Consider the following 19,621-nt stretch of genomic DNA (forward strand, 5'->3'; position numbering starts at 1 on the left):
ATCGTGCTGGATGCTGATGGATGATCATCGCATCGGTCGGGATGACCGTCCAGCACGCACACCGGGTCAGAAGGCGCAGGCGATCACCAGCTCCGGGGTGCGGTCCGGGAGCAGATCGAGTTTGCCGATCCGGCCCGCCGCCCGTAGGTCGTCGGCGACCAGGGTGAGCTGCTCCAGCAGCGCCGCCGGGCCCAGCGCCTCGGCCAGCGGCACCTCCGCCTTCATGGACAGCTTCCGCTCCGACTTGGCCCGCCGCACCTGGCCCAGCGCGTCACCCGCGAGCCGCAGCAGCGCCGGATCTCCCGTCCCCTCGATCGTCCGGGCCACCTCGTGGGTGGTGGGCCAGGGCGCCCGGTGCACCGACCCGTACCGCCACCACGACCAGATCTCCTCGGTGACGTACGGCAGCACCGGGGCGAACAGTCGGAGCTGCACCGACAGCGCCGAGGCCAGCGCGGCCCGCGCCGAGTCGGCCGCCGCCCCCGTGCCGTACGCCCGCTCCTTGACCAACTCGATGTAGTCGTCGCAGAAGCGCCAGAAGAACGCCTCGGTGGCCTGCAACGCGGCCGTGTGGTCGTACGAGTCGAAGGCGGTGCTCGCGGCGCTGACCACGGTGCCCAGTTCGGCGAGCATGGCCCGGTCCAGCGGGGCGGTCGCCACCGCCCGCAACGCGTCCCCCGCGCCCAGGCCGAGCGCGAACTTCGACGCGTTGAGCAGCTTCGTGGCCAGCCGCCGGCCCACCTTGATCTGCGCCGGGTCGAAGGCCAGGTCCATGCCGGGCTTGCCGCTGGCCGCCCAGTAGCGCACCGCGTCCGAGCCGTGCTGCTCCAGCAGCGCCAGCGGGGTGACCACGTTGCCCTTGGACTTGGCCATCTTCTTGTGGTCCGGGTCGAGGATCCAGCCCGACAGCACGGTGTCCCGCCAGGGCAGCACCCCGTGCTCGAAGTGCGATCGGACCACGCTGTCGAACAGCCAGGTCCGGATGATCTCCTGACCCTGGGGGCGCAGGTCCATCGGAAAGACCTGCGCGAACAGGGCCGGGTCGGTCTCCCAGCCACCGACGATCTGCGGGGTCAGCGACGAGGTGGCCCAGGTGTCCAGCACGTCCGGGTCACCGAGGAAACCACCCGGCTGGCCGCGCTGCGACTCCTCGTAGCCGGGCGCCGGATCGCTGGACGGGTCGACTGGCAGCGCCGACTCGTCGGGCGTGAGAGGGTGGGACCAGTCCGGCTCGCCAGCGTCGTCGAGCCGGTACCACACCGGCACCGGCACCCCGAAGAAGCGCTGCCGGCTGACCAGCCAGTCCCCGGTCAGGCCGCCCACCCAGTTGTCGTAGCGGTGCTTCATGTGCGCCGGCACCCAGTGCAGCTCCGCGCCCCGGGCCAGCAGCGTCGCCCGCAGGTCGGCGTCCCGCCCGCCGTTGCGCAGATACCACTGGCGGGTCGAGACGATCTCCAGTGGCCGGTCGCCGCGTTCGTAGAACTTCACCGGGTGGGTGATCGGGCGCGGCTCGCCGATCAGGTCACCGGCGTCGGCGAGCATCCCGACGATCTCCCGGCGGGCGCCGTTGACGGTCTGCCCGGCCAGCGCCGCGTACGGCGCAGCGGGCACCCCGACCGGCGGCTCCGGCAGCAGGCGGCCGTCGCGGCCGATGACCACCCGGGTGTCGAGGTCGAGATCCCGCCACCAGGTCACGTCGGCGAGGTCGCCGAACGTGCAGACCATGGCGATGCCGGTGCCCTTCGCGGGGTCGGCGAGCGGATGGGCGCGCACCGGCACCTCGACGTCGAACAGCGGGCTGCGCACCGTCTGACCCACCAGGTCGGCGTACCGCTCGTCGTCGGGGTGGCAGACCAGCGCGACGCAGGCCGGCAACAGCTCCGGCCGGGTGGTGTCGATGAGCACCTCGCGTCCGCCCGGCCCGGTGAACCGCAGCCGGTGGTAGGCGCCGGGGCGCTCCCGGTCCTCCAACTCAGCCTGGGCGACAGCTGTGGCGTAGCCGACATCCCACAGCGTCGGCGCCTCCGCCTGGTACGCCTCACCCCGGCGCAGGTTGCGCACGAACGCCCGCTGGCTGGTGGCGCGGGCCACCCGACCGATCGTCGTGTACGTCAGGGACCAGTCCACCGAGAGCCCGAGCCGCCGCCAGAGGGCCTCGAAGACCTGCTCGTCGGCGACCGTCAGCCGCTCGCACAGCTCGATGAAGTTGCGCCGCGAGATCGGGGTGGGGTTGCGGCGCGCGGCTTCGTCGACAGGGGTGGCCGGGGGCCGCCACACCGGGTCGTACGCCAGGGCCGGGTCGCAGCGCACCCCGTACACGTTCTGCACCCGACGCTCGGTGGGCAGGCCGTTGTCGTCCCAGCCCATCGGGTAGAACACGGCCTTGCCGCGCATCCGCTGGTAGCGGGCGACGGTGTCGGTGTGCGTGTACGAGAAGACGTGCCCCATGTGCAGCTCGCCCGATACGGTCGGCGGCGGGGTGTCGATGGAGTACACGTCCTTCCGCTCCCGGGAGCTGTCGAACGCGTACGTGCCCTCCTCCTGCCAGCGACGCGCCCAGCTCTCCTCGAGCCCGTCCAGGGTCGGACGCTCGGGGACGCCGGCGCGGGCGGTCCTCGCCGTATCGGTCATCTGCCGATCGTAGGCATCAGCAGGGTGTCGAGCCACGGACTTGCGCATCGCCGGTTCTACACGAGCGAGTCGCGCCACTGCCGGTGCAGGGCCGCGTAGCGGCCGTCGGTGGCGACCAGCACCGCGGGTGGGCCGTCCTCGACGACCTGCCCGCCGTCGATGACGAGCACCCGATCGGCCGTCTCCACAGTGGAGAGCCGGTGTGCGATCACCAGCGCGGTCCGGTCCCGCAGGATGGTGCCGAGCGCCCGCTGCACGAGCCGTTCGGTCGGCACGTCAAGTGACGACGTCGCCTCGTCGAGGATCAGCACTGTCGGGTCGGCCAGGAACGCCCGGGCGAACGCGACAAGTTGCCGCTGCCCGGCGGAGAGCCGGCCGCCGCGCCGGTGCACCTGCGTGGCGTACCCGTCGGGGAGCGCGGCGATGAAGTCGTGCGCGCCGATCGCCTCGGCGGCGGCCCGCACGGCGGCGTCGTCGGCGTCCGGCCGGCCGAACCGGATGTTCTCCGCCACCGTGCCGCTGAAGAGGTGGTTCTCCTGGGTCACCAGCACGACCGCGCGGCGCAGGTCGGCGTCGGCCGCGTCGCGCAGGTCGATCCCGTCCAGCAGTACCGCGCCGGCGTCCGGGTCGTGGAACCGGGCGACCAGCTTGGCGATCGTCGACTTGCCCGCGCCGGTCGGCCCGATCAGCGCCACCGTCTGCCCGGCCGGCACGGTCAGGTCCAGCCCGGCGAGGATGGGCGTGCCGGCGCGGTAGCCGAAGGAGACGCCCCGGAAGGTCAGCGCGCCGTGACCGGGGCCGGTCGGCAGCGGCACCGGCCGGGCGGGTTCGGCCACGGCCGGCCGCTCGTCGAGCACCCCGGCCAGCTTCTCCAGCGCCGCCGTCGCCGACTGCAACGAGTTGTAGAACTGGCTCAGCTCCTGCATCGGCTCGAAGAAGCGGCGCAGGTAGAGCAGGAACGCGGCGAGCACTCCGACCTCGGTCCGACCGCCGAGCACCCGCCATCCGCCGTAGCAGAGCACGACCGCGACCGTGACGTTGCCGATCAGCTTGATCGCCGGCGAGTACGTGGCGATCAGCCGGAACGCGTGCAGGCTCGTGCGCCGGTAGTCGTCCCCGAGCGCCACGAAGATCCGCTGGTTGCGGGGCTCCCGGCGGAACGTCTGCACCGCGCGGATGCCCCGCATCGACTCGACGAAGTGCACGATGACCAGGGCCACGGCCTCCCGGGTCCGCCGGTACGCGCCGGCCGAGGCCCGCGCGAACCAGCGGGAGAGGTAGAAGAGGAACGGGAACGCGAACAGCGTCACCGCCGCCAGTGGCAGGTCCAGCCAGAGCAGGATGGCGGCCACCGACAGGATCGACAGCGCGGCCAGCACCAGGCTGTCGATCCCGCCGTCGACCAGTTCGGCGATCGAGTCCAGGTCGCTGGTGAGTCGGGACACCATCCGGCCCGACGTGTACCGCTCGTGAAAGCCCACCGACAGTCGCAGGAAGTGCCCGAACACCCGCTGTCGCAGGTCGAAAAGGACCGCCTGGCCGATCCGGGCGGAGAGGGTGAGGAAACCGCGGCGGGCCGCGTACTCGGTCACGGCGGCGGCGGCGAACGCGCCGGCGACGGCGGCCAGCGGGGCCGCGTTCCCGGCGCGCAGCGGCGCGATGGCCCGGTCGATACCGACCATGACCAGGTAGGGACCGGCCATCGCGGCCGCGTTCTGCGCCAGCAGCAGGCCGACCGCCGCGGTGAGCCGCCCCCGGTGCGGGCGGAGCAGGTCGGCCAGCAGGGCCCGGCTGTGCCGGCGCAGCCGGGCCACCGCCTCCGGGGTGGCCTTTTCGGCCCGGCTCCGGTCGGCCTCCGGGTCGGTGGCCGTCCCCCGCCAGCGGGTCAGCTCCGGCTCCTCGGCGGGAGGCGGGTCGACCTGCTGGGGGGAGTTCACGAGCGCACCAGCCCCCAACCGTCCGGGGTGGACGCGCCCGGCCCGCCCGGCCCGGTACGCCCCGGTTCCGGGCCGGTGGCCGTCTGCGTGGGCGGCGGCTCGGCGGCGAGCAACGCCCGGTAGGCGGGCACGCCGGCCAGCAGTTCCGAGTGCCGACCGATCGCGGTTATCCGTCCACCGTCGAGCAGGGCGACGCGGTCGGCCAGCGCGATGGTCGACGGCCGGTGCACCACCAGGAGCGCGGTGCTGGCCCGCAGTACCTGCCGTAGCGCCGCCTCCACCAGCGCCTCGGTGTGCACGTCGAGGGCGGACAGGGGGTCGTCGAGCACCAGCAGCGCCGGTCGGCCGAGGACCGCCCGCGCCAACGCCAACCGCTGCCGCTGCCCGCCGGAGAGGGACAGCCCCTGCTCACCCACCCGCGTGGCCAGACCCCACGGCAGGTCGTACGCGAAATCGGCCTGGGCCAGCGCGAGGGCCGCCCGGACCTCGTCGGCGTCGGCGTCCGGGCGACCCAGGGTGAGGTTCTCCCACACCGACATGGAAAAGAGCGTGGGCTCCTCGAACGCCACCCCGACCAGTCGGCGCAGCGAGGCGAGCCGCAGCTCGCGCAGGTCGTGCCCGTCCAGGGTGATCCGGCCGCCGGTCACCTCGTGCAGCCGGGGCACCAGGGACAGCAGCGTGCTCTTGCCGCAGCCGGTGGCCCCGACCAGGGCCACCGTCTCGCCCGGCTCGATGGTCAGGTCGATCCCGTGCAGTACGGCTGTGGTGGCGCCCGGGTAGCGGAAGTCGACCCGTTCGAAGCGGAGCCGGCCGTGGACGGCGTCGCGGGCCAGCGTGCGCGCGTCCGGAGCGTCCACGATCTGCGGCGGAGTGTCCAGCACCTCCTGGATACGGTCCGCGGCGGTCGCCGCCTCCTGACCGTTGGCGATGATCCAGCCCAGCGACTGCACCGGCCAGATGAGCATCAGCTGGAGGCTGGCGAACGCCACCAGCTCGCCGATGGTGAGCACGCCCCGCGCGGCGGCGGCGGCCCCGGCCACCAGCACCACGCCCAGGGTCACGTTGGGCACCAGGTCGAGCAGCGCCGCGGTGTTCGCCAGCAGCCGGCCCTTGCCCACGCCGGTGTCGTGCAGCGTCCGGGTCCCGGCGGCGAAGCGGGCCGCCAGCTCGGGCCCCCGGCCGTACGCCTTCATGGTGCGCAGACCCTGCGCGGTCTCCTCGACCAGGGTCGCCACGTCGCCCTGCTGGTCCTGCATCCGGCGGGACGCGGTGTGGTAGTGCCTGCCGAAACGACGGGTGATCAGCAGCAGTGGCACCGCGCTGGCGGCGACCAGCAGCCCGAGCGCCGCGTGCAGGTGGATCAGCAGCAGCACCACCACCACGTAGGTGGTCAGGTTGAGCACCAGGAAGAAGACACCGAACGAGAGGAACCGGCGGATCACCGACAGGTCGCTGGTGATCCGGGAGAGCAGTTGGCCGGACTGCCAGCGGTCGTGGAAGCTGGCCGGGAGCCGTTGCAGGTGCGCGTAGACATCGGCGCGCAGCGCCGCCTCCATGCCCACCGCCGAGGAGGACTGCACCCACCGCCTGATGAAGATGAGCACCGCCTCGACCACGCCGAGCAGCAACGCCAGGCCACCGAGCTGGAGCAGGCCGGCGGGCTCGTGCCGGGCCACCGGCCCGTCCACCACCCGCTGCACCACGAGCGGTACGGCGATCCCGGCGGCCGTGCCGGCGAGGCCCGCGACCAGCAGCCAGGCGAATTCGGCGGCGTACGGGCGCAGGTAGCGGCGCAGCCGCCAGAGGTTGTGCACGGGGTGGCGGCCCGCGGCGACCGGGGCGGCCCGGTCGCCGTCGCTCTCCACAGGCACTACCCGACGGTAGCGTCAATAGGTGTCGATGCTCCTGTCAGCTTGCCGTCACCCGCCGCTCGTGACCGAGAAGCCACTTCTTCACGTCGAGCCCCCAGCGGTAGCCGCCGAGCGTGCCGTCGGTGCGCAGCACCCGGTGGCAGGGTACGAAGAGCGCCGCCGCGTTGCGGGCGCAGGCCGCCGCAGCGGCGCGCACCGCCGGTGGCCGGCCGGCCAGCGCCGCGTACCCGGTGTAGGTCACCGGGGTCCCCGGCGGAACCTCCCGCAGCACCTGCCAGGCGTGCGCCATGAACTCGCCGCCGGTGTGCTGCCGTACCGGCACCGAGTCGATGGCGGTGAGGTCGCCGTCCAGGTAGGACCGGACGGCCACGGTCGCCGGTCCGAGGTCGGCGCGTTGCCGCAGCGGCGCCCGCAGGGTCGGGTGGATCAGGGGCAGCAGCGCCGCCGGGTCCGGGGTGAAACCGGCCGCCAGGACCTCGCCGTCGGCGCCGGCGAGGATGCTCAGCGGGCCGGTCGGGGTGGTCAGCACGGTGCTGTCGATGCTCATGCCGCTCTCCAGAGTCTGATCGTGGCGTAGGAACGCCAGGGGCGCCACCGTTCGGCGTGCGCCGTGAGGGTCGTGTCGGGCAGGCCGAGCGCTGCTGCGCCGCGGCGGATCGCGAGGTCGGTGTCGAGGAGGACGTCCGGGTCGCCGAGGGCGCGCATGGCGAGGTACCTGGCGGTCCACGGGCCGATGCCGGGCAGCGCGAGCAGCCGCCGTACGGTCTCCTCCCGGTCACCACCCGGCGCCAGGTCCACCGTCCCGTCCGCCACGGCGAGGGCGAGCCCCCGAATGGTCTCCCGCCGCCGAAGAGGCATCCCGAACGCGCCGTCCGGCAGTGCCAGAACCTCCTCAGGGCTGAGGAAACCCCGCAGGTCGGTCCGTTGATCATGAAGTTGTTGCCGCGACACGGCGTCGTCGGGAGCTTCATGATCAACACGGGCGGCCAGGAGGCGGGTGAGGGTCGTTCTCGCCGAGGTGACCGAGACCTGCTGGCCGATGATCGCGCGGACGGCCATCTCGAAACCGTCGACCGCGCGCGGGACGCGGATGCCGGGCTCGGCGGCCACCACCGGGGCCAGCGCCGGGTCCGCCGCGAGCGTGGCGTCGACCGCGACCGGGTCCGCGTCCAGATCGAGCAGGCGTCGGCAGCGGGCCACCGCCGGCGCGAGGTCGCGCAGGTCGGCCAGGCGCAGCGTCGCCGCCACGTGCCCGTCCGCCGGGGTCAGCGCCACCTGGCCGGGGCCGTGCGGCAACCGCAACCCCCGGTGGTACGTCCCGTCGCGAACCTCCTCCACCCCGGGCAGCGCGCGCACCGCGAGGAAGTCCAGCAGCGCCCGGGCGTGCAGCGGCGGACGGTACGCCAGCCGGAGCGTGATGGTTCCCGCCCCGACCGCCGCCAGGTGCCGACCACGGGCCGTCCGCAGCTCGGACGGCGCGCTCGCGTACACCTCGCGGACCGTGTCGTTGAACTGCCGCACGCTGCCGAACCCGGCGGCGAACGCGATCTCGGCCATGCCGAGGCCGGTCGTCTCGATCAGGATCCGGGCGGTCTGCGCCCGCTGGGCCCGGGCCAGCGCGAGCGGCCCGGCACCCATCTCGGCGCGCAACATCCGGTGCAGGTGCCGTTCGGTGTAGCCCAGACGGGCGGCCAGCCCCGGCACACCGTCCCGGTCGACCACCCCGTCGGCGATCAGACGCATCGCCCGACCGACCACGTCGGCGCGGACGTCCCACTGGGGCGAGCCGGGTGCGGCGTCCGGCCGGCAGCGGCGGCAGGCGCGCAACCCGGCGCCCTGCGCGGCGGCTGCCGACGGAAAGAACCGGACGTTCTGCCGCTTGGGGGTGGTCGCCGGGCAGGACGGCCGGCAGTAGATCCCGGTCGACGTCACGCCGGTGTAGAACCAGCCGTCGAATCGCTGGTCACGGCTGTCCACCGCCCGGTAGCACCGCTCGAAGTCCATCTCCACGTCACCCATGGTGCCCCGCTGGTCGGGCCCTCGGCTGGCGGGAATCGGACCTGGGTGTGCGCGGCTGGCCGGGGACCCTCAGCGGCGGCGGCGGTGCGGCTGCCCGGACCGCTGCCCGGAGCGGGTGGGTTGGCCGGACCGGTTCGACTGCCCCGACCGGGTGGCCTGGCCGGTGAGCAGGGGTGAGCGGAACACGCCGTCCGGGTCGTACCGCTTCCACAGCCGGCGCACCCGGGCGCCGGTCTCGCCCGGGTAGGTCCGGGCGAACGCGGCCGGGTTCGGTCGGCTCTCGAAGTTGACGTACTCGCCGTCGGCCCGCGCGCCGACGGGCCGCCAGGCGGCGTCCAACGCCGCGCCGCCCTGCGGTGGGAACGTCGAGGCGATGACCAGGGTGTTCTGGTGCCGGTGCGGGTAGGCCGTCGCGTCGGCGGCGACGTCGTTGACCGCCCCGCCGACCGAGCGCAGCTGGATGACCGCCCGGCCCGGACCGGTGGTCGCCCGCGTGACCGCTCGCGCCACGCCCGCGTCCAGCTCGGTGAACAGGCCGTTGGTGGTCGTACCCCGTTGCTGCCCGACGTTCGGGTGCAGGTGCGCGGTCGGCACCAGCGTCGGGTAGGGCAGCAGGTCGCTGCGGTGTTCGAGCACCTTCCCGATGGCCAGCAGCGGCTCCACGACGGGCCGGACCCGGCGCAGGCTCTCCGCGGCCACCACCGCGGTGACGGACATGAGCGTCGAGCGGCCGTCGGCGAACAGCACGGCGGCGGCGGACAGCTCCCGAGGGGCCTGCGCCAGACAGCTCGCCCACTCGCGCACGGTACGGCCGTCCGGGTGCGCCTCGACGACCAGCTGCGCCACGCCGGCGTTGCGCTGCTCGGCGGCCTCGATCTCGAACGCCACCACGACACCGGCCCCCGCGCCGGCACCCCGGACCAGCCAGAACAGCTCCGGTTCGTGCTCGGCGTCGGCGCGTACCAGCGTTCCGTCCGCGAGCACGACCTCCACCGCGCGGACGCGGTCGATGGTGAGGCCGTGGGCGCGTACCAGCCAGCCGACACCGCCGCCGGTGGCCAACCCGCCGACGCCGACACCGCCGTAGTCGCCCGAGCTGACCACCAGGCCGTACGGGGCGAGCGCCGTCGCGACGTTCGCCCAGCGGGCACCGGCCTCCACCCGGACCAGCCCGGCCCGTTCGTCGAGCACGCGCACCCGGTTGAGCATGGACAGGTCGATCACCACGCCGCCGTTGTTGGAGGAGGCTCCGGACAGGCCGTGCCCGCCGCTGCGCACCGCGATCGGCAGTCGCTGCTCCCGCGCGTACCGGATCGCGTCGATCACCTGCGCGGTGGTCTTGGGCAGCAGGACGGCGGCCGGTGAGGCTGTCGTCGTGTACGTCGAGCGCAGCTGCGCGTACCGGCGGTCGCCCGGCGTGACGATCTGCCCCCGCAGGGAGTCGGGCACCCGAGCCATGGCGGTGGTCATCGCTGGCCCTAAGCCGCGCGGCAGTCGTGGTCGGTCATGGCCCAAGAGTGGGGCGGTGGCGTCGGCGTTGGCAAACCTCGGGTCGGCCACCAACCATTGGTAAGTGGGCAATCAGCGCCCGGCGGTGACAAGTGTCCGGTCGTAGTGACCGGAATCTCCGCCGGCGAGGGCGCTCGGGCCGGTCCGACCGAGGCGTGGAGATCACCTCGGTCGGACCGGACCCGGTCACCTCGCGGGGCTGGGCACCGCGATCGGCCCGGACGGGGACGGCTTGATCGTCGGGGAGGTCGGCGGAGCCGGAACCCCCGGAGCGCCACCCGTGTTCGGCCCCGGCTGGCCCGGCTGGCCCGGCTGGCCCGGCTGGCCCGGCTGGCCCGGCTCGCCCGGCTGGCCCGGGACACCCGGTGGGGCGGGCTGGTCCGGCCGGCCCGGCACGCCGGGTGGTCCCGGCTCGTTCGAGGTCGCCGGCAACGGTCCCGTAGCCGGTGGGTTGGGCCGGCTCGGCACGCCGGGTGGCGCCCCGGACGGGTCGGGTACGGCCGCCGGGCCCGCTGGGCTCGGCACGGCCGGCGGAGGCCCGTCCGAGCCGCTGGCCGCCAGGGCGATCGGAGCCGCGATCAGGATCGCCGCGAGCGTGCCCACCGCCCCCATCGTCACCGTGGCGCGGCGTCTGTTGCGGACCCGCCGTTCCGCTCGGTTCAACTGGTCATGCACGATCGGTGCCTCCTCGGCCAGGTCGGTGAGGGTGGATCGGATGAGGCTCTCGAGGGGATCGGTCATCGCCGTACCTCCAGCAACTCGACCTCCGGCAGCAGCTCGCGCAGACGCTGGACCGCCCGGTGCGTACGACTGCGGACGGTGCCCACCGAACAGCCGAGCAGCTCGGCGACCCGGGCTTCGGGCAGGTCCTCGTAGTAGCGCAGGACCACCACCGTCCGCTGTGCCGGTGGCAGCTGGCGCAGCGCGGCACGCATCGCCAGCCGTACGTCGGAGCCACCGCTCGGGTCCGCGCCGACCGGCTCGTCGGCCGGGTGGAGCGGTGTCTCCCGCCGTCGGCGGAGTCGCCGCCACCAGCTGACCTGCTCGCGGTACATCACCACGCGGAGATACCCCTCGGGGTCGGCGTGCCGGATGGTCTCCCACTTCGGGATGGTCCGCGCCAACGCCGATTGGAACAGGTCCTCGGCGGCGTTGCGGTCCCCGGTCAGCAGGTACGCGACCCGCATCAGCGCCGGTGTCCGGCTGCCGACGAACTCGGCCAGCCGAGCGCGTTCGTCCTCGTCCACCCATCACCCCCGTTTCGTTGTCACAGATACAGACGCCCCGGGCCATCGTCGCTATCCACGATCCTGGGTGTTTTCCGACCGGAAGTGTCGGTCGTGACGTGTACCGTCCGGCCACCAACTGAAGAAGGGGATGGGGGACATGACGAGCGTGGCGGGTTGGGCGGCGGCGTCGACACCTGGCGCGTTCCCGCCGCTGCCCCGTGCGGTGGCGCAGTCCTTCTACCGCCGGATGCGGGCCGTCGCGCCGGCCGCCGTCGGCGCCATCGAACGGGACCGGGCGGCCGACCCCGAGCAGGCCTTCGCCGACACCGCCTGCGGCCGGTTGGTCGGCTCACTCGACGACGCGGGCGTGCGCGCACTCGGGATGTGGACCCACCACTGGTGCATGCGTTTCTACGACGACGACACCCGCGTCGGTCGGCGGTTGGTGCGCGAGATCGCCGCGCGGGCCGGGTTGGGCTGGACTGCCGACGAGGTGCGTTGGATGCTGCGCGAGTCGTTCTCGGCCGGCCCGGCCGCCGCCGACCGGTTCACCCTGCCCCGGGCCGCCGCGGCGCAACTGCCCCCGGCCGACCGGCCGCCCGCGGACGACTGGCCCGAGGTCGAGGTGCCCCGCCAGCGCAGCGGCCGACACCTGGGGGCGTGACCGGCCGCCCCGTGGCTGCGGCAGGATGAGGCGGTACCGCCCCGACGGAAGGATGTCCGATGCCCGCCAGCGAGCCGACCATCATCGCCACCAGCATGGGCTTCTTCCGGGGCGGCCGCGGGCCGTACGACATGCGTCCCAGCCCTGTCTTCGAGCTGGCGGCGGAGCTGGCCGAGGCCGGTCCGCAGCCGCGCATCTGCTACCTCGGGCAGGCCGTCGGCGACCAGCCCACCACGCTGGCCGCCGTCTACGGCGCGTTTGCAGCCACCCGGTTCCGACTGTCGCACCTTGCCCTCTTTCCGATGCCCAACGTCGACGACGTCCGCGCTCACCTGCTCGCCCAGGACGTGATCTGGGTCGACGGCGGCAGCGTGGCCAACCTCGTCGCGGTCTGGCGGGTGCACGGGCTCGACGAGATCCTGCACGAGTGCTGGCAGGCCGGCGTGGTGCTGGCCGGCGTCTCGGCCGGCTCGATCTGCTGGCACGTGGGCGGCGCCACCGACAGCTTCGGACCCCGCCTGCGCGGGTTCACCGAGGCGTTGGGCTGGCTGCCGTACGGCAACGGCGTGCACTACGACAGCGAGGGCCAGCGTCGACCGCTGATGCACGAGCTGGTCGGCGACGGCACGTTGCCGACCAGCCACTGCACCGACGACGGCGTCGGCCTGGTCTACCGGGGGACCGAGCTGGTCGAGGCGGTAGCCGACCGCGAGGGCGTCTCGGCGTACGAGGTGAGCCGCGCCGCGGACGGCAGTGTGCGGGAGGCGGTCATCGCGCCCCGGCTGCTCGGTTGAGCGTCGGTCAGACCCGATCCTCGAACGCGGCGCACACGGTCGCCCGCACCTGCGGCCCTTCGATCGATCGCAGCAGCTCCCGGGCGAGGGCGATCTGGTGCGACTCGTCGACAGTCCGGTCCATCGGGGTCAGCTCCACCCGCCACCGGAAGTAGAGGTAGTCGTCCTCGTCGGTGGCGGCGAGCCGCGGGTCGGCGTCCTCGTTGGGGTTGATCTCCAGCAGGTTGCCCCGGACGTCCACCGAGTCCCGGCGGTAGGGCACCGCGTCGGGCAGCCGGGTGCGGATCAGGTCGAGCAGCTCCGCCGCCGTCAGCGGGCCGTCGACCATGATGAGGAACTGCAACGTCGTCTGCACGTCTGCCACCTTGCCAGATGCGGAGCCGCTCAATCGAGCGGGAGGAACGGGCCGTTGTCGAACTTGCCGCCCCGGCGCAGCACGGAGAACTGCACCTTGTGCGGCACGTGCGTGTCCATGAGTTCACGGCGCAGGTGGGTGAAATCGGTGCCCAGGTCGAAGCTGGCGAGCTGACCGTTCTCGTTGATCCGGCGCAGCATCGTCTTGCGCAGCCGGGTCCCGTCCGGCGCCCGGGACAGGGAGCGTTCGGCCAGGTCGAAGAAGGTTTTGTCGTCGACGATGAGCGCCACGTCGATGTCGGAGTCCGGGCGGGCGGTGCCCTTCACCCGGCTGCCGTGAGCCACCAGGTCCCCGTCGGGCAGCCCGGCCTGCCGTTGGGTCTGCCGGGCACCCCGGGCGAACCGGGTCCACTGCCGTTCGGTGAACCCCTGCGGGATCTGCCGGGCGGCCCGGGTGGTCGCCGCCTGGGCCGTCTCGCCCGCCACGTCGTCGGCCCGTCGCATCATGCTCCGGGCGGCCTGCGCCACGATGCCCCGGGCTGCCGTCGTGGCGCCGTCCGGCAGGTCCCGTCGACGGCCGGTCATTCCAGCCCGCCGGACTGGCGGCGGCGCAGCACGGCGTCGAAGACCTGCGCCAGTTCGGCGGCGTCCTCGCCGGCGTGGTGGGTGTGCGGTACGTCGTGCAGACCCAGCTCGTGCTTGATCTTGCCCTTGCGGGTCTGGACCCACTCGCTGCCGGTCAGCCCCATCCAGTAGCTGCGCAGGTCGACGCCGGAACCGGTGGCGCCGAACGGGCTGTGACCGACGAAGCGCACGAAGTACCAGTGCACGAACATGCCGTCCCAGACAGCGGGAGCGGCGAGGAAGACCGGGCGGCCGATCCGGCGCAGCCCGTTGACCCATGCCGCCGCCGCTGCCATCGCCTCCGACGCGGTGGGCGCCTCGCGGAGCAGACGGTCCCGGTCCAGACCCGACACGGCCAGCGCGGCCGGCACGAACTCGTCGGAGATGGGCCGCAGCTCGGTGTAGAAGGTCAGATCCGGGCGACCGGCCACGGCCATCCCCAACGAGATCATGCTGTTCGGCCCGGGGATCGGCCCGTCCGCCTCCACGTCGACGCCGACGTACAACTCGGGCAGGGGAGCGCTCATCCCAGCACCACCCCGATGGCCTGGTCGATCAGCATGTTCAGGACGATGTCGGTGAGCTTCTTGAAGACGGGGATCTCCAGCAGCGAGGCCCCGAACGTCGGAGCGGCAGTCGCGATCGCCTGGATGATCTGCACCAGCAGGATGACCAGCTGGACGATCACGTTGATCTTCAGGGCGAGGACGATCAGCGCGCACACGAAGAGCGTCGCCGCCACCATCTGTGCGCCGGTGCCGCCGTCCCGCAGCACCGACATCGCCGAACCGTCGGACTCCCAGCGCTCCTGGAACGCGGTCAACGCATCGCCCTGGTTGCCGGTCAGCACCCGCTGCGCGGCCGCCGTACCCTCCGCCGCCGCGTTGTGCAGCGAGTCGGCCATCTCCATCCACATCTGACCCAGCTCGAACATCTTTGTCTCGTCCGACTTGGGCCAGGTGTAACCCAGCTCGTTCAACAGGCCGGCGAGCTCACCGGGCAGCATGATCCCCATCGACCCGCCTACCAGCTCATCGTCGTGAACTGGGCGTCGTTGTCCTGCTCGACCGAGTCGTACTGGTCGGCCATCAGGCCCAACCCGGCACCGAAGCCGCGCAGCCCGTCCACGACCGACCCGAGGCACTCCGCCGTGATCTCCTCGGCCACCTGGTACGACATGCCAATCAGGCCGCCCACGTCGTCGTCCCCGAAGATGTCGCCCATCGAGGCCGTCCGCGCGCGCAGCGCCTCCCACTGCGCGGCCAGTTGCTCGGCCACAGTCGTCAGGTGGCCGCCGCCCTGTCGCAGCGCGGGCGGGTGCACCTGAAGGTCCTCGCGCATGACATCACCTCGCTGCCTGCTGGATGCGCCGCACCGCGTCGGTGAGCGCATCGGTCATCGCCGCCATGCTGCGCACCGATTCGTTCTGCAACTCGTCGAGCTGCTGGCCCAGCGCCACCGGGTCGACCGCTGGCGCGTCCGCGGCCTCGCCGGCCGCGAGGCGCAGGTCATCCAGCGCGGCGTTGACCGCCATGGTGATCTGCTCGCCCAGCATCTCGGCGCCCATCCGAAGCGCGCGCGGATCCACGGTCACCGACTGGACATGCTGGCCGACCGCCACGACCTCGACCTGACCGCCCGCCGCAGACCCGGTGCCCCGTGCCGGCTCGGCGTCCAGGCCGTCGGGGGCCTGCCCGGTCGAACGCATCGACGCCAGTGCCTGTCGGGTCTTCTGGAACAGCCTGTCGAATTCGGTCACCTGGTCCACAACGCCCCCTCACGCCGCACCCGACATCGAGAGGGTAGCAACGGGACACCAGCGCCCGGACCCGCCGATGCGCGAGGGGACGCAGCGTCCGACCCGGTGGAATCGGAGCCGCCTGGACCCGCACGTCCGGCACCGGCGTAAGCTGGCCCGTCGTGAGTCTCACCATCGGCATCGTCGGCCTGCCCAACGTCGGCAAGAGCACGCTTTTCAACGCGTTGACCAAGAACGACGTGCTGGCGGCGAACTACCCGTTCGCCACCATCGAGCCCAACGTCGGCGTGGTCGGGTTGCCCGACGAGCGGCTGGGCAAGCTGGCCGAGATCTTCTCCTCGCAGAAGGTGCTCCCCGCCCCGGTGTCGTTCGTCGACATCGCCGGGCTGGTCCGTGGGGCGTCGAAGGGGCAGGGCCGGGGCAACGCCTTCCTGGCCAACATCCGGGACGCCTCGGCGATCTGCCAGGTCGTCCGGGCCTTCTCCGACCCGAACGTGGTGCACGTCGACGGCAAGGTCTCCCCGGCCGACGACATCGAGACGATCAACACCGAGCTGATCCTCGCCGACCTGCAGACCCTGGACAAGGCGCTGCCCCGGTTGGAGAAGGAGGCCAAGCTCCGCAAGGACCGCCTCGCCGCGGTCGCCGCCGCGAAGGCCGCGATCGAGGTGCTCGACGGCGGCACCACGCTCTACTCCGGGGCCGCCGCGGCCAAGATCGAGCTGGAGCACCTGCGCGAGCTGCACCTGCTCACCACCAAGCCCTTCCTGTACGTCTTCAACGTCGACGAGGCCGAGCTGGCCAACGAGACGTTCCTCGACGAACTGCGCGCCCTGGTCGCGCCCGCCGAGGCCGTCTTCATGGACGCCAAGATCGAATCTGAGCTGGTGGACCTGCCCGAGGAGGAGGCCCGCGAGCTGCTGGAGTCGATCGGGCAGAACGAGCCCGGCCTCAACCAGCTCGTCCGCGTCGGCTTCCGCACGCTCGGGCTCCAGACGTACCTCACGGCCGGCCCCAAGGAAGCGCGCGCCTGGACCGTCCCGGTCGGCGCCACCGCGCCGGAGGCCGCGGGTGTCATCCACTCGGACTTCCAGCGCGGCTTCATCAAGGCCGAGGTGGTCTCCTACAACGACCTGGTCGAGCACGGATCGATGGCGGCGGCCAAGGCGGCGGGCAAGGTCCGCATCGAGGGCAAGGAGTACGTCATGCAGGACGGCGACGTGGTGGAGTTCCGCTTCAACGTCTGAATCTGTCCTGTTCCCGCAGGTCACGCCGTTGAGTCGTCACCCGGGGTGCGCATCGGGGGCACAACCCCACGCGTCATCGACGGCGCACCGGCGGGTGCGTTCTTCCGAGTCCGGCATCAGGTGCCCGTACGTCGACAGGACCAAGGTCGCGTTCTCGTACCCCAGCCGCTCGGCAACCATGATGACCGACTCGCCCTGCATCAGCAGAACCGAGGCGTAGTGGTGCCGCAGGTCGTGACTCGTGGTGCCCTTCGGTAGCCCGGCCCGCTTAACGGCCGCCGAGCATCCACGGCTCTCAACGCTCGCAGGTCGCCGCAAACTTGGATTTGCGCCGGCCGGGCCGCAAGGCAGGGGTTAGGGGTTCGCTCCACGAGGCGTGCCCTACCCGTGCCCGATGGAGCGGTCAGCAGGGGTCAACAGCGGCCTGTCTCACGACATCGACCGGTCCCCCTCCATGCTCCGCAGCCAGGCGGGACGACCACTCATCACCGTGAGCAATCCGATTCCCAAGCTGACAGTCGTCCTGCATGATGGCCGCGTGGACGCTTGGCAGTCGATCGACGACCTCATCGTGCAAGGGCGGCACGTCCTGGCGGTCAAGGCGATTCGCCAGGCCAAGGTGTGCAGCCTCCAACGAGCGTTCGACATCTTCGCCGAGCGGTGCGAGCTTCTACGGCGGACGAGGCCCGATGCCTTCGAGGCCGCCGTGAACAGTGCTGATGTGGATGAGTGACTAGCTGGTTGACGACCGGCACACACATGGGTGGACGAGCGTGGACTCTCGGGGATCGTCATAGCAGCTCACGAGCCAGAGAGCGGCAGGTCACGGCTCTGTGTTGGTTGCCTGGGGGTCAAGGAGTCAAATCATCTGCTGGATGGTTGCAAAGGAACGACTGCGCCGCTGCCTTCATGGCCGCTACCGCTTCCTCTGCCTGGTCATTCGTTGCACCCCACCCGGCGTACAGCTCTAAGAAGCGATCGCCCACCGCTCGAAGCTCCGGCACTCCGGTGTAGCACGCCTGCCAGTAAATCTCGTGGGCCAGGTCCTCGGGGTCGCCCTTTCCGGCAACTATGTTCGCTGCTGCCTCACGCATGAGGTGTAGCCGGGCGCCGCTCTTGTCCGGGACCGGACAGCCGAGCTCGTCCATCGCTTGGCGGAACAGGTCAACGGCTTCCCGTGACTGGCCCTTCGAAAGACCCGCGAGCTCACGCAAGCTCGGAGAGTCAACGCTTCGGGTTAGTGCGTGAGCAGCCGCCATCGGCAGGTCATCGCCGACCGGCTCATCCACGGCCAGCCGGACGGCAAGGTCGCGTAGCTGCTCCATGCCGGAGAGGCTAAGCGGTGCACGGATCACAGACCAAGGCGTTTACGACGGTGAGCAAGCTCGGGGACGCGGGCAAGGGTGGGTATCCATTCGACGGCGGTTCTGGGGCACAGACGGGGCACAAGACACCGCGAAACGTCGTCAAGCAGTGTTGAGCGGTGGCAGCCCCGAGACTCCGCACGAGCAGGCGTCGAAGGCTGATCGCGTTGGCAGCGGTACAGCGGCCCTTAGTTCCGCTTCAACGTCTGAACCCGGCCGTCCCTTCCGCGGCCGTTGTCCACAGCGGGCCTGATCGACTCGGATTCCTGGAAGCCGGGGTATCCGGACGGCTCGGACACCCCGACATCCAGAAGTTGGGGGAGGATGTGGGTCCGGCGTGGACAGGTAGAAGGACGGTGCCCGGTGGGAGAACGGACGTTGCTCAGTTCGTCGTTCGGGTCGGCGGCGTCCGCGTACGCCGAGCACCGCCCGGATTACGCGCAGGCCGCGGTGCGGTGGGCGCTTGAGTTCGCGCCCGGCCCGCGAGTGCTCGACCTCGGCGCCGGCACCGGCAAGCTGGCCCACACGCTGGTGGCCGTTGGCGCGGACGTCGTCGCTGTCGAACCCGACCCGGCGATGCTCGCCGAGCTGCGCCGTGTGATGCCTGCCGTTCGTGCCCTGCCGGGTAGCGCCGAGGCGATCCCGTTGCCGGACGCGTCGGTCGACGCCGTGCTGGCCGGCAACGCCCTGCACTGGTTCGACATGGCCGTCGCGGGGCCGGAGATCGCCCGGGTCCTCGCACCCGGAGGCGTGCTGGCGGGCCTGTGGAACATCATGGACGACCGGATCGACTGGGTCGCCGAGCTCGAAGGGGTCAGCGGGAGTGCGGCGATCGGCCCGCGCGACACGCTCACCAGTTGGCGCGCGGCGACCGCTGCCATGCTCGTTCCGAGCACCGGCCTGGCCTCCCGGTTCGATTCGTCGGAGCAGGCCGAGTTTCCGCATGGTCAGCGCCGTACCGCCGATTCCCTCGTCGCGACACTCGGGACCCGGGCCGGAATGCTGGTCATGCCGGAACCGGACCGGGAGGCCACGCTCGGCCGGATCCGCGACTTCCTCGGGAGCAGGCCGGAGACCGCCGAGGGCGAGTTCGACCTGCCGATGCTGACCGGCGTGCTGCGCGCCCGCCGGCGCTGACGGGCTCAGTCGGCCACCGAGACTCCGCCGTCGCCGGCCCCGAGCCGCCCGGCGCGCTACTGCTCGGCCCAGACGCCCAACTCGTTGCCGCTGGGGTCGGTGAAGTGGAACCGGCGGCCCCCAGGGAACTCGTACGGTCCGTTGACCACCTGACCCCCGGCCTCCTTCACCGCCTGCACGGACCGGTCCAGGTCACCTGAGTAGAGCAGCACCAGCGGGCCGCCCGTCCGCACCTCCTCGTCCAGGCGGAGGCCACCCACCTCCGGTGCGGAGTCACCGTGCGGGCTGCGGATGCCCGCGTACCCCGGCCCGTAGTCGGTGAACTGCCAGCCGAACGCGTCGGCGTAGAACCGCTTGGCCTCGGCGAGGTCGGTCACGGTGAACTCGATGTAGTCGATGGTGTGGTGCCGCTGCGGCGCTGACTCAGACATGCACCGCATTGTGTGCCTCGGGTACGACGGGATCGTGAGGCGCAACAAAAG

General features: G+C 72.1%; 22 protein-coding genes. 5 read left to right on the top strand and 17 right to left on the bottom strand.

Annotated elements, in window-relative coordinates; all coding sequences use genetic code 11:
• Nucleotides 1–66 precede the first annotated feature (66 nt).
• The 8 genes from valS to AB0B39_RS15755 all read right to left on the bottom strand — a co-directional run bounded on the left by valS (nucleotide 67) and on the right by AB0B39_RS15755 (nucleotide 11,214).
• Entirely contained in the window at nucleotides 67–2,631 is a 2,565-nt protein-coding gene (gene valS / locus AB0B39_RS15720; protein ID WP_357574619.1) for a valine--tRNA ligase, read from the bottom strand.
• A gap of 56 nt (nucleotides 2,632–2,687) precedes the next feature.
• Nucleotides 2,688–4,568 carry an ABC transporter ATP-binding protein gene (locus AB0B39_RS15725; RefSeq protein ID WP_357574620.1) on the bottom strand — a complete coding sequence of 627 codons (1,881 nt, stop codon included), beginning with the start codon at nucleotides 4,566–4,568 and terminating at the stop codon, nucleotides 2,688–2,690.
• Nucleotides 4,565–6,439, bottom strand: coding sequence for an ABC transporter ATP-binding protein (locus AB0B39_RS15730; RefSeq protein WP_357494344.1), 1,875 nt, complete (start codon nucleotides 6,437–6,439; stop codon nucleotides 4,565–4,567). The genes AB0B39_RS15725 and AB0B39_RS15730 overlap by 4 nt, the downstream gene beginning before the upstream one ends.
• 37 nt (nucleotides 6,440–6,476) lie before the next feature.
• The gene (locus AB0B39_RS15735) at nucleotides 6,477–6,986 is read right to left on the bottom strand and encodes a methylated-DNA--[protein]-cysteine S-methyltransferase (protein WP_357494342.1); all 510 of its coding nucleotides are present in this window, start codon (nucleotides 6,984–6,986) and stop codon (nucleotides 6,477–6,479) included.
• Nucleotides 6,983–8,449 (bottom strand): AlkA N-terminal domain-containing protein, encoded by a 1,467-nt coding sequence (locus AB0B39_RS15740; RefSeq protein WP_357494340.1) that lies wholly within the window; start codon nucleotides 8,447–8,449, stop codon nucleotides 6,983–6,985. Before AB0B39_RS15740 ends, AB0B39_RS15735 begins: the two co-directional genes overlap by 4 nt.
• Before the next feature lie 78 nt (nucleotides 8,450–8,527).
• A complete protein-coding gene (locus AB0B39_RS15745; RefSeq protein ID WP_357574621.1) occupies nucleotides 8,528–9,928 on the bottom strand; it encodes an FAD-dependent oxidoreductase in 1,401 nt (466 codons plus the stop codon).
• 225 nt (nucleotides 9,929–10,153) lie between these two features.
• Entirely contained in the window at nucleotides 10,154–10,708 is a 555-nt protein-coding gene (locus AB0B39_RS15750; protein WP_357574622.1) for a hypothetical protein, read from the bottom strand.
• On the bottom strand, nucleotides 10,705–11,214 hold the full coding sequence (locus tag AB0B39_RS15755; protein WP_357574623.1) for a SigE family RNA polymerase sigma factor: 510 nt from the start codon (nucleotides 11,212–11,214) through the stop codon (nucleotides 10,705–10,707). The genes AB0B39_RS15750 and AB0B39_RS15755 overlap by 4 nt, the downstream gene beginning before the upstream one ends.
• Before the next feature lie 139 nt (nucleotides 11,215–11,353).
• Here AB0B39_RS15755 and AB0B39_RS15760 point away from each other — a divergent pair, with 139 nt between their 5' ends.
• Entirely contained in the window at nucleotides 11,354–11,860 is a 507-nt protein-coding gene (locus AB0B39_RS15760) for a hypothetical protein (RefSeq protein WP_234583869.1), read from the top strand.
• 59 nt (nucleotides 11,861–11,919) lie between these two features.
• Nucleotides 11,920–12,654: a peptidase E gene (locus AB0B39_RS15765; protein WP_357574624.1), complete on the top strand. Its 735-nt coding sequence runs from the start codon at nucleotides 11,920–11,922 to the stop codon at nucleotides 12,652–12,654.
• 7 nt (nucleotides 12,655–12,661) lie between these two features.
• Here AB0B39_RS15765 and AB0B39_RS15770 read toward each other — a convergent pair whose 3' ends face one another.
• From AB0B39_RS15770 to AB0B39_RS15795, 6 genes are read right to left on the bottom strand one after another with little or no spacing between them, the layout of a single operon-like run.
• Nucleotides 12,662–13,009 (bottom strand): hypothetical protein, encoded by a 348-nt coding sequence (locus tag AB0B39_RS15770; protein WP_357574625.1) that lies wholly within the window; start codon nucleotides 13,007–13,009, stop codon nucleotides 12,662–12,664.
• 29 nt (nucleotides 13,010–13,038) lie between these two features.
• Nucleotides 13,039–13,593 (bottom strand): nucleotidyltransferase domain-containing protein, encoded by a 555-nt coding sequence (locus AB0B39_RS15775; RefSeq protein WP_234583866.1) that lies wholly within the window; start codon nucleotides 13,591–13,593, stop codon nucleotides 13,039–13,041.
• Entirely contained in the window at nucleotides 13,590–14,159 is a 570-nt protein-coding gene (locus tag AB0B39_RS15780) for an exonuclease (RefSeq protein ID WP_357574626.1), read from the bottom strand. The genes AB0B39_RS15775 and AB0B39_RS15780 overlap by 4 nt, the downstream gene beginning before the upstream one ends.
• Nucleotides 14,156–14,647: a hypothetical protein gene (locus AB0B39_RS15785; RefSeq protein WP_357494326.1), complete on the bottom strand. Its 492-nt coding sequence runs from the start codon at nucleotides 14,645–14,647 to the stop codon at nucleotides 14,156–14,158. The genes AB0B39_RS15780 and AB0B39_RS15785 overlap by 4 nt, the downstream gene beginning before the upstream one ends.
• Nucleotides 14,648–14,655: 8 nt before the next feature.
• Nucleotides 14,656–14,973, bottom strand: coding sequence for a hypothetical protein (locus tag AB0B39_RS15790; RefSeq protein WP_357574627.1), 318 nt, complete (start codon nucleotides 14,971–14,973; stop codon nucleotides 14,656–14,658).
• A gap of 4 nt (nucleotides 14,974–14,977) precedes the next feature.
• Nucleotides 14,978–15,400 (bottom strand): YbaB/EbfC family nucleoid-associated protein, encoded by a 423-nt coding sequence (locus AB0B39_RS15795; RefSeq protein WP_357574628.1) that lies wholly within the window; start codon nucleotides 15,398–15,400, stop codon nucleotides 14,978–14,980.
• Between the two features lie 152 nt (nucleotides 15,401–15,552).
• On the opposite strand from AB0B39_RS15795, the gene ychF reads away from it, so the two are divergent.
• Nucleotides 15,553–16,638 carry a redox-regulated ATPase YchF gene (ychF, locus tag AB0B39_RS15800; protein WP_234583858.1) on the top strand — a complete coding sequence of 362 codons (1,086 nt, stop codon included), beginning with the start codon at nucleotides 15,553–15,555 and terminating at the stop codon, nucleotides 16,636–16,638.
• 36 nt (nucleotides 16,639–16,674) lie between these two features.
• On the opposite strand, the gene AB0B39_RS15805 is transcribed toward ychF, so the two are convergent.
• The gene (locus tag AB0B39_RS15805) at nucleotides 16,675–16,956 is read right to left on the bottom strand and encodes a tyrosine-type recombinase/integrase (protein WP_357574629.1); all 282 of its coding nucleotides are present in this window, start codon (nucleotides 16,954–16,956) and stop codon (nucleotides 16,675–16,677) included.
• 172 nt (nucleotides 16,957–17,128) lie between these two features.
• Between AB0B39_RS15805 and AB0B39_RS15810 the strand changes: the two genes are divergently transcribed.
• On the top strand, nucleotides 17,129–17,371 hold the full coding sequence (locus AB0B39_RS15810) for a hypothetical protein (RefSeq protein ID WP_357574630.1): 243 nt from the start codon (nucleotides 17,129–17,131) through the stop codon (nucleotides 17,369–17,371).
• 118 nt (nucleotides 17,372–17,489) lie between these two features.
• Here AB0B39_RS15810 and AB0B39_RS15815 read toward each other — a convergent pair whose 3' ends face one another.
• Entirely contained in the window at nucleotides 17,490–17,963 is a 474-nt protein-coding gene (locus AB0B39_RS15815) for a hypothetical protein (RefSeq protein WP_357574631.1), read from the bottom strand.
• 363 nt (nucleotides 17,964–18,326) lie between these two features.
• Here AB0B39_RS15815 and AB0B39_RS15820 point away from each other — a divergent pair, with 363 nt between their 5' ends.
• A complete protein-coding gene (locus AB0B39_RS15820; RefSeq protein ID WP_357574632.1) occupies nucleotides 18,327–19,139 on the top strand; it encodes a class I SAM-dependent methyltransferase in 813 nt (270 codons plus the stop codon).
• Nucleotides 19,140–19,195: 56 nt separating this feature from the next.
• On the opposite strand, the gene AB0B39_RS15825 is transcribed toward AB0B39_RS15820, so the two are convergent.
• Nucleotides 19,196–19,570, bottom strand: coding sequence for a VOC family protein (locus AB0B39_RS15825; RefSeq protein WP_357574633.1), 375 nt, complete (start codon nucleotides 19,568–19,570; stop codon nucleotides 19,196–19,198).
• Nucleotides 19,571–19,621: the final 51 nt, after the last annotated feature.

It is taken from the genome of Micromonospora sp. NPDC049114 (genome assembly GCF_040648635.1).
GTDB lineage: Bacteria > Actinomycetota > Actinomycetes > Mycobacteriales > Micromonosporaceae > Micromonospora.